Here is an 8,602-nt window from a genome sequence, read left to right as displayed (position 1 = left end):
GTAGTCTTACTATCTAAATTTCCTGTAGGTTCATCTGCAAATATTATTTCTGGTTTATTTGATAAAGCTCTAGCTATTGCCACACGTTGTTGTTGACCACCACTTAATTCATTTGGAAATTTATTAGTTTTATCTCTAAGTCCTAGTAAATCTATAATTTTATCTATATACTTTCTATCTATCTTTTTACCATCGATTTGTATAGGTAATGTAATATTATCATAAACATTTATAACTTGTATTAAGTTAAAACTCTGAAATATAAAACCAAACTTTTCTCTTCTAAATTTTGATATTTCTTCTTCATTTAAAGTTGATATATCTATATCATTAATTAATACTTTTCCCATTGTAATACTATCAAGCCCTGCTATACAATGTAGCAAAGTACTTTTACCACTTCCACTAGGACCTATTATTGATGTAAACTTTCCTTTTTCAATGGATAAATTGATACCTTTTAAAGCTTCTACTTCATTTTCATCTTTTCCATATGTTTTACTTAAATTTATTGTATTTAAAATATTCATATCTCTTCCGCCCTTATTCATTATTTTTTAGTCCTTCTACTATACTTAATTTTTCTATTTTACTTTTTGATAAATATACTGCAACTAAACAAATTAATATGGTTGCTACCCCAAATTGAAGTATCTCTGCAAAAGGTATATTATATGGCATTACATTTTCTTTTCCAAAACCTTGTAGTTGATGAAGGTTTACCATTTTTATATATTTAAAATACTTAATTGTTCCAATAATACTAGATACTAATATACTTAATATGCCATATATTAAACTTTCTTTTATAATCATGTTTTTAACTTTTTTCATACTCATTCCTATTGACCTTAATGTTGCTATTTCATTCATTCTAATGATTATGTTTGTTCTTATTATGCAGATTATATTTATGGATGATATTAAAAGTATTAATATTACTGAAGTTAATACAGCTTTTTTATTTTTCTCAGTCTGAGTTGAATAGTAATTTTTATTTTTATAGTTACTTTCTATATCTAGAAAAGAAGAATTTTCACTTATTTTTTCTATTTTCTTAATTACCTTTTCATCTGATCCACTTTTTATTTTTAAAGCTATATTATTGTAATTTTCCATATTTGTTAGCTCTTTATAGTCTTTTTGATTAAGTATTACTTGAAAATCACTTCCAAGTCCTCCGTATTCTTCAACTACGTAGTCCTTATTTAATATACCAGCTACTTTAACTTTTTTATTTTCATATTTTAACTCACCATCTTCTTTTACTGGAACTTTAATATCTATTAAATCATTTATTTTTATATCCTTTAATAGTTTAGCGTCATTAGATGAAGTGTAAACTGAGTAATGGTTGTTTGATACTAATACACTTGGATATTCTTCATCAGTAGAATTCATAATATTAGCACCATCTTCTATATATTTATCCATTCTTTTTAAGTAGTTATAATCAAAACCTTTTATAGCCATACTTATTTCCAAGTTATCTTTTTCTTTATTTTTTACATAATACTTCTTATAATCTTCATCTAAATCTTTAGTTTTAACATTTATATAACCATTAGAATTTATGCTTTTCTGTAATTGCTCTATCTCTTTTATTTTTGATATTTCATCTATATACTTCTTATCATAATTTACAAAGTTTTCATCTGTATTGTTGAAATTATTGTTTATTACTATATCCAAATCTCCCATAGACATATTCAGCATACTTGTACTTCCATCATCCTGAGTTTTATAAACTGCCATATTAGTTATAAATAACATTCCTGCTAAACTTATAGAAAATACCGTCAACCATACTCTACTTTTATTTCTAAAAACATTTTTAAATGCCATCTCACCAGTTATTCCAAAAGCTTTTTTTATCATCTTATGATAAAATCTATTTTTTTCATCTTTATTACCTTTATTTACATTTCTAATAGCTTCCATTGGAGTTATTTTACTAGATTTATATATAATAAATATCATTGATAATAAAACAGATACAGATGCCATTATTATAGGCTCTACTATACTATCTTTGCTTATATATAACTCTGTAAATTCCCCATAAATTAAGCTAAGTCCTAATATTGAAATAAATGAACCTATTATAAATCCAGCAATAAGTCCTACTATAAGTACTATTAGTCCTTGAATAAATAATATATACTTAACCTTTCTTTTAGATAAACCTATCGCTCTAAGCATTCCTATTTGTTTAGTCATTTCAATTAATATCATATTGAAAATATTATAAATAACTAAACCAGCAGCCATCATAGGTAGTAATTTATTATTTTTGCTAAAAGCTGTTTCTTTACTCATTTTATAATCGTCTAAAACTTGTATTAAATTTACATTTATCATAAAGTCATATTGATTTAAATTGTATTGTCCTATCTTCTTATTTGTTAATGACATACTAGGAGTAGCTTTGTTAAACTTTAATATACCATTGTACGATACTAATTCTTTTGGGATTATGTTATTTTCTTCATTCGCTTTTACAAAAGCTTTTACTTTATAATAATCATTATTCTCATAATATCCATCAGGCTTTTTTATAATTCCTACCAACTTAAACTGTTTATTTTTACTATAGATTAAATTTTCTTCTTTTTCATTTGTATATTTTTTAATTACATTAAAATCAATAATTTGATTTAGTTTATTTTCTAAGTTCATTTCTTTTAATGCTTTTTCTTCTATTACTATTTCATTTTCATTTTGTGGTTCTCTTCCCTTTATAAATAAGTATCCATACTCTTTTACTTCATATCCATAATTTCTAATGAAGTCTTCATTGTAGGAATTTAAACTTATACTTACTCCATTTTTATCTACTATATTTCCTAAATTCAAGGTTCCTTCTATTTCTTTAATATCCTTATCTTCTTTTAGCTTTTCTACTGTATCTTTGTTTAAATTTGTGTACTCTACATGATAATCACTAAAATTTCTATAAGCTTCTTTTATACTAAGCTCACTTTGCGTTTCTGGAATAACATTTAGTGTAAACACTAAAACAACCGCAAGAACTATACTTGTTATTAGAGCCATACTTCTTCCTCTTTGATTTTTTAAGTATGACAGTGCTAATTTTAAACTAATCTTCATATTCTCCTCCTCTAGTTACTATTTACATTACAAAAAGGGTGCTACCTTTTACTTTTAAAAGATAACACCCTTACTTTTTTACTTCAATATATATGACCCAACTGGTATTTTTATAGATACAACTGTCATATTTTTGCTTAAATAGGGATATAAATCATAGCTATGAATTTATCATCCTCTATGTTTATTTCTAAATCTCCATTGTATTTTTTTATGGATGATTTGATACTTTGAATTCCAATTCCATGCAGATACTTGTCCTTTTTATCTGTTAACAGTTTATTATTTTTTATATTTATATTGTTAATTTTACTGTTTTCACATTTAACAACAAAGTATTTTTTTACTATTGTTCCTCTTATATTTATATACCTTTTTTCTTTATCATCGATTTTGTTACAAGCTTCAATTCCATTATCAAGTAGATTTGAAAATATACTTGTCACGTCTATCATTTCCATAAAATCACACTTTGAAAAATTTATATCATAAGTGAAGTTTATATTGTATTTTTTACATTGCTCATTTTTCTCATACAATATGGTATTTAATAAAATATTTCCACTATCATTTATGTTTTCAAATCTGTTTATTTCCTCATTTATACTATTTATATATTTATTCACTTCTTCATTGTTATTTTGAAGAGCATTTATATTAGTTATATGATTATTTATATCATGATACAATGTTTTGACTCTTTCTTGTGATTCTTTTACACTTAGATAATAATTATATTGCATGTCTAATTTTTCATTTATAACTTTATTCTTTGCTTCTTCTTTGGTAGACTTTATTGCATTTATAAGTAGTGATATAAAAATCATATTTAAAATTAATATTATATAAGGTAGTGCAAAGTCAGCAAAATTTATAAAGGGCATAGTTGAAAAATTATTTTCATAGACTATTTTATTCTCTGACAACAATGAGTAAAAATCATAGATAATATTAGTTGATTTATCTAGAAATAATATTATTAAAATATTAATTACTATGGTAAATAATATATACATATAATATTTATAATTTTCATAGATTATTCTTATTCTATTAAATTTGCATACAAATAATAATATAAAAGATTTTATTATAAAAAATTCCATCACATCAAAATTACCTATTATTTCCCATTTATATTTTTCCATTAAATATATATTTAAAAATAACCACAAATAATGCATTATAGCATCCATTATCATATACAAAGTACTATATTTCGTTGCATAACTAAGAGCCTTTCTCCAAGTAAACCCATATAAAACTTTACAAAGTAAAGTAAGCAGTATGATATATGTAATTAAATACCTTAGAGACAAATAAACATAAAACTTCTTTATTAAAATTAATACAATCACACTAGAGCTTCCTAATAGATATATATTTTTGTTTTTTACTTTATAACCAAGTTTATTTAAAATAATAAGATATACAGAAATAAATACAATTACATTAATAGTTGAAATAATCCAAAATATTGAATTCATCATAATTTGTCTCCAATAAATTTATAAAACTGATTTTTAGTTTCTTTAAATCTATGCCTACTAATTAGTACCTCTTCACCACTTTCAAGGATTGCCACATACTGTTTTATACTTTCTACATATTCTAAGTTTACTAAAAAGCTTTTATGGCATCTATAAAAATTTACATTATCTATTTCTCTTTCAATTTTATCCATAGTATTTTTTATTAAATAATCACCTTTTACAGTGTGTATAGTCATATTTTTCTTCTGTATTTCTATATATGTAATTTCACTATGTTTTATTTTTTTGATATCATTTTTCTCATTTATAATTAAGTACTTGTCTCTTTTTTCTATTTCTTTGATGCAACTTATCATATGTTTTTCTAAATCATCATACTTTATAGGTTTTAATAAATACCTATAGGCCCTTACTTCATATCCTTCTTGTATATACTCCACAAGAGATGTAGTAAATATTATTTCCACTTTATTTTCATCTATTTCTCTTATTTTTCTAGCTACATCCATACCATTAATATTATACATTTGTATATCTAAAAGAAATATATCTACATTTTGCGGATAGTTATTTATCAATTCTTCTCCTGATTTGTAGATTAATATTTCATATGAGTTTGTATAATCTATTAATATCTGCTGTAAATATTTTTTTAATAATTCTTGTTGCTTAATTTGATCTTCACATATCGCTATCCTAATCATAAATTCCCCTTCTAGTTCGTAATATCTTAAATTAATCCTAGTTATATATTATCTTTTTAATGATTTTTTTAATATAAGAAAAGAATAGCCTATTGAAACAAATATTCCAATGAAAGATATCATAAATACAAACCCTGATATCCAACTTGATATAAACATAAACTTAAAATCTGTTGGGTCCAAAAGTGTAAAAACATAACTTATACTATCATGCACTGAGCTATTGTTTAAAAACGTCAAAGCCAATCCTGCAACTAATCCCATTACTAAATCTATATATTCCTTCATCCTACTCCTCCATATTAGTTTTATCAGTCTTTTCTATATATTCCCATGTTCGTCCATTGTCATTAGAACTGTAAATCAAACTGCTATTTCCATCATAATCGCCATCAGCACCTTGTCCTATATTTACATAATGCTTTCCATCTTTCTCATAAGGAATGCTTGGATAATCAAAAGGCATTATTGAAACACCATTATCTCCTGTAACCATTTTTTCTTCAAACTCTACCTTACTAAAAGACTTTCCTCCATCTTCTGTTCTGTATAAATCACCTTCGCATCCACCATTTCTAGAAATACCTATAAATCCTATGTTTTCATCAATAAAGTATATCCCATAGGCTTCTCCAGATAATCCATTAAACGGATTTTCATTTATAACAAACCAATTGTTACCACCATCATTAGTCTTATGAAGCGAATAGAAAAAACTACCTGATGCTTTATCATCTATATTCAACTTATATCTAACTCCATCATATAAGTAAAACTCATCTTTAACTCCTGAGTCTCCTTTTATTACATTCCACTCTTGTTGATTTTCATTTTTTATATCTTCTTCATCAGTATTTAAATACTTAAACCAATATGAATCAGTTAATAAATTATATCTAACTGGAACTACCTCTTCTTTGTTTGGTATATATATAGAAACAGGATATCCTACTAATTTACCTTCAAGTAAATTTAGTGGTATTTCTTCTCCATTTTTGTTAATTACAACAATTCCCTCTCTATTACCTTCCCAATTCACTTTACCTTTGTATAATAGGCCAAATTCATTTCCATTCCATTTGCTAACTGTATCTTTTAGAGAAATTAACTCAGCTGTTTCAAACAACGGGTCTAACAACTTATCATTGCTATAATCTGAATTTGCAATTCCATTTAATATAAGCTTTATATCTTTTGACTTGTTTTTATCGTAGTATATTAAATATGTTTCTTCCTTTTCATTTTTATCTTTTCCATAAACAAAAGCTTCAAAGTATGTAATCGTTCCATCTTTTTCAAACTTAATGTTCAAATCATTTAATAGATAAAGTTTTTCAGGTAGTTTGTACTTTTTATTTATATCTTCAAAAATACCTTTTACTCCATATTGATAAATATTATTATTATTAAAATCTAAGCTTCTTTCATTTTCTACCCTTTTTATAACCCATGAAAGCTTACCACCGTAATTAGTTGCACTTTTATATATTTTTACTCCATAAAATAAAGTTATAGTAAGAATAATTATAAGAGAAATACATTTCCATATTTTAGAATTTAATAATTTTAGTTTACGTTCTGTACTTTTATTAATCCTTATTATATAGAAAATAATTATAAATATAAAAAGTACTAATGGTATTAAAAATATATAAATATTATTATTATATCTCCCATACATACATAAATCAGTTAATCCATAACATAAAATCCAATAAAGTATTAAATTTATTGGACTAGTTATAAATTCTATAGTTATTCTTTTAATTTTTTCTTTCATCTCTCCATCCCCCTATATTAGAATAAAATTTAGTATAAATAATGAGTGTAGAGGTTGCGTATATAAGCCGCACCGACTTTCCCAAAGGTCGGAAGGAAGGCTCATATACGCAACCTCTACACGGGCTACATTTAATCACTAAATTTTACTTGTCCTACACTATCTCTAACTATTAACTCACTAGGTATTATTACCTTCTTTGCAAATAGTCTATTTCCACTAATTCTTTCTTTCATAAGACATACTGCACTTTGAGCTAAGTACTCTATATGAACTCTTACGGATGTTAAAGTTGGATTCATATGCTTACATATTATAGAATCATTAAATCCAATAATACTTACATCCTTACCTATTACAATAGCCGTCTCCTGTATTGCTCTATATACCCCTGTCGCTATAGTATCATTTGCTATTATAAACGCTGTAGGCACTTCTTTTTTACTGTCTAAAAAGTCCTTCATAGCTTTATAACCTGATATTGAAGTCATCGTTTCACAATCAATATCAAACTGTTCTTTAGATAAATTATGCTCTTTCATATATTCTAAATAAAACTTGTATCTAACATCAATTCTATTTATTTTATCATCATCTAAAGTATATTTTGTTCCTATGTATCCTATGTTTTTGTGTCCTAGGCTTTGAAGATGATTTAATGCTTGATTAACCCCTAATTTAAAATTAATTTTTACAGAATCATAGGCTTGATCATCTGGTGATGAATCTAAGAATATTATGTTTTCACTAATTTCTCTCATATATTCTATTTCTTGGTTCTCAAACTTTCCTATAGCTATTATTCCTGATAAGTCATCTTGTCCTATGTACTCATATTTATCTTCTTTTTTAAATAGCTTCACAACTTCCATATTATTTTCAAAACATTCTTTTTCTACTACATTTCTAAGTAATAAGTAGTATGGATCTTCTAATTGCATCATTGCATCATACATCTCCACTATACCTATTTTTAATTTAGTAATGTTTTTACTTTTTACTTTTCTTTCTTTTATCGTTTTATATTCTAGTTCTTCTGCTACTTCGAATATCCTCATTTTTGTTTCATCTGTTACAAGTATACTGCTATCATGATTCAATACTCTTGATACAGTAGATACCGAAACGCCAGCTTTGTTTGCAATTTCTTTTAATGTTGCCAATTTTTTCACCCCTAAAACGAATTTATCTATATTTATTTACTAATTTTTAATTAATAAGTTTCTCTAAAGCTTCTGATATCAATACTTTAACATAAAAAAACCTTTAATTATATAATACTACATAATTAAAGGTTTTTACATATATAAATATTTCTTTCTATCTTATACTTGTTTAAACTTTACTATTAAACTTGCATAGTCCCCTTCTAGTTTTATATTTAATCCATGATTGTTTAAATATCTTCCTGATTTAACTACAGTTTCTCCGTTAAACTTAAACTCATAGTTCTTAGACTCATCAAGTCCTCTTAATTTTATTGTTGTAAATCTATGACCTATTTTAGTTTGTGG

Annotated in this window: 8 protein-coding genes; all 8 read right to left on the bottom strand. The window is 25.1% G+C overall.

The genetic code is table 11. The features are described from left to right. Positions 1 to 551 (bottom strand): ABC transporter ATP-binding protein (locus tag ACRDBA_RS15275; RefSeq protein ID WP_438573791.1); only part of this gene is annotated, 551 nt, incomplete at its 3' end. Beyond that, entirely contained in the window at positions 544 to 3,111 is a 2,568-nt protein-coding gene (locus tag ACRDBA_RS15270) for an FtsX-like permease family protein (RefSeq protein WP_438573790.1), read from the bottom strand. The genes ACRDBA_RS15270 and ACRDBA_RS15275, both read right to left, overlap by 8 nt. 137 nt (positions 3,112 to 3,248) lie before the next feature. Further along, a complete protein-coding gene (locus ACRDBA_RS15265; RefSeq protein ID WP_438573789.1) occupies positions 3,249 to 4,601 on the bottom strand; it encodes a GHKL domain-containing protein in 1,353 nt (450 codons plus the stop codon). Further along, positions 4,598 to 5,308: a LytR/AlgR family response regulator transcription factor gene (locus ACRDBA_RS15260; protein ID WP_438573788.1), complete on the bottom strand. Its 711-nt coding sequence runs from the start codon at positions 5,306 to 5,308 to the stop codon at positions 4,598 to 4,600. The genes ACRDBA_RS15265 and ACRDBA_RS15260 overlap by 4 nt, the downstream gene beginning before the upstream one ends. Positions 5,309 to 5,356: 48 nt before the next feature. Next, complete coding sequence (locus ACRDBA_RS15255) at positions 5,357 to 5,596, bottom strand: hypothetical protein (RefSeq protein ID WP_438573787.1); 240 nt, start codon at positions 5,594 to 5,596, stop codon at positions 5,357 to 5,359. A 1-nt stretch (position 5,597) separates the two neighbouring features. Beyond that, a complete protein-coding gene (locus ACRDBA_RS15250; protein ID WP_438573786.1) occupies positions 5,598 to 7,088 on the bottom strand; it encodes a WD40/YVTN/BNR-like repeat-containing protein in 1,491 nt (496 codons plus the stop codon). Between the two features lie 131 nt (positions 7,089 to 7,219). Beyond that, positions 7,220 to 8,251 carry a LacI family DNA-binding transcriptional regulator gene (locus tag ACRDBA_RS15245; protein ID WP_438573785.1) on the bottom strand — a complete coding sequence of 344 codons (1,032 nt, stop codon included), beginning with the start codon at positions 8,249 to 8,251 and terminating at the stop codon, positions 7,220 to 7,222. Positions 8,252 to 8,413: 162 nt separating this feature from the next. Beyond that, positions 8,414 to 8,602 (bottom strand): GH36 C-terminal domain-containing protein (locus ACRDBA_RS15240; protein ID WP_438573784.1); only part of this gene is annotated, 189 nt, incomplete at its 5' end.

Source organism: Clostridium sp. (assembly GCF_051654825.1).
Classification (GTDB): Bacteria; Bacillota; Clostridia; order Clostridiales; family Clostridiaceae; genus Clostridium.
This window is presented reverse-complemented; position numbering and strand designations above follow the sequence as displayed.

Coding starts and splice junctions, on each gene's coding strand:
- ACRDBA_RS15255 (WP_438573787.1), bottom strand. CDS start 5,596: ATGAAGGAATATATAGATTTAGTAATGGGATTAGTTGCAGGATTGGCT.
- ACRDBA_RS15265 (WP_438573789.1), bottom strand. CDS start 4,601: ATGATGAATTCAATATTTTGGATTATTTCAACTATTAATGTAATTGTA.
- ACRDBA_RS15260 (WP_438573788.1), bottom strand. CDS start 5,308: ATGATTAGGATAGCGATATGTGAAGATCAAATTAAGCAACAAGAATTA.
- ACRDBA_RS15250 (WP_438573786.1), bottom strand. CDS start 7,088: ATGAAAGAAAAAATTAAAAGAATAACTATAGAATTTATAACTAGTCCA.
- ACRDBA_RS15270 (WP_438573790.1), bottom strand. CDS start 3,111: ATGAAGATTAGTTTAAAATTAGCACTGTCATACTTAAAAAATCAAAGA.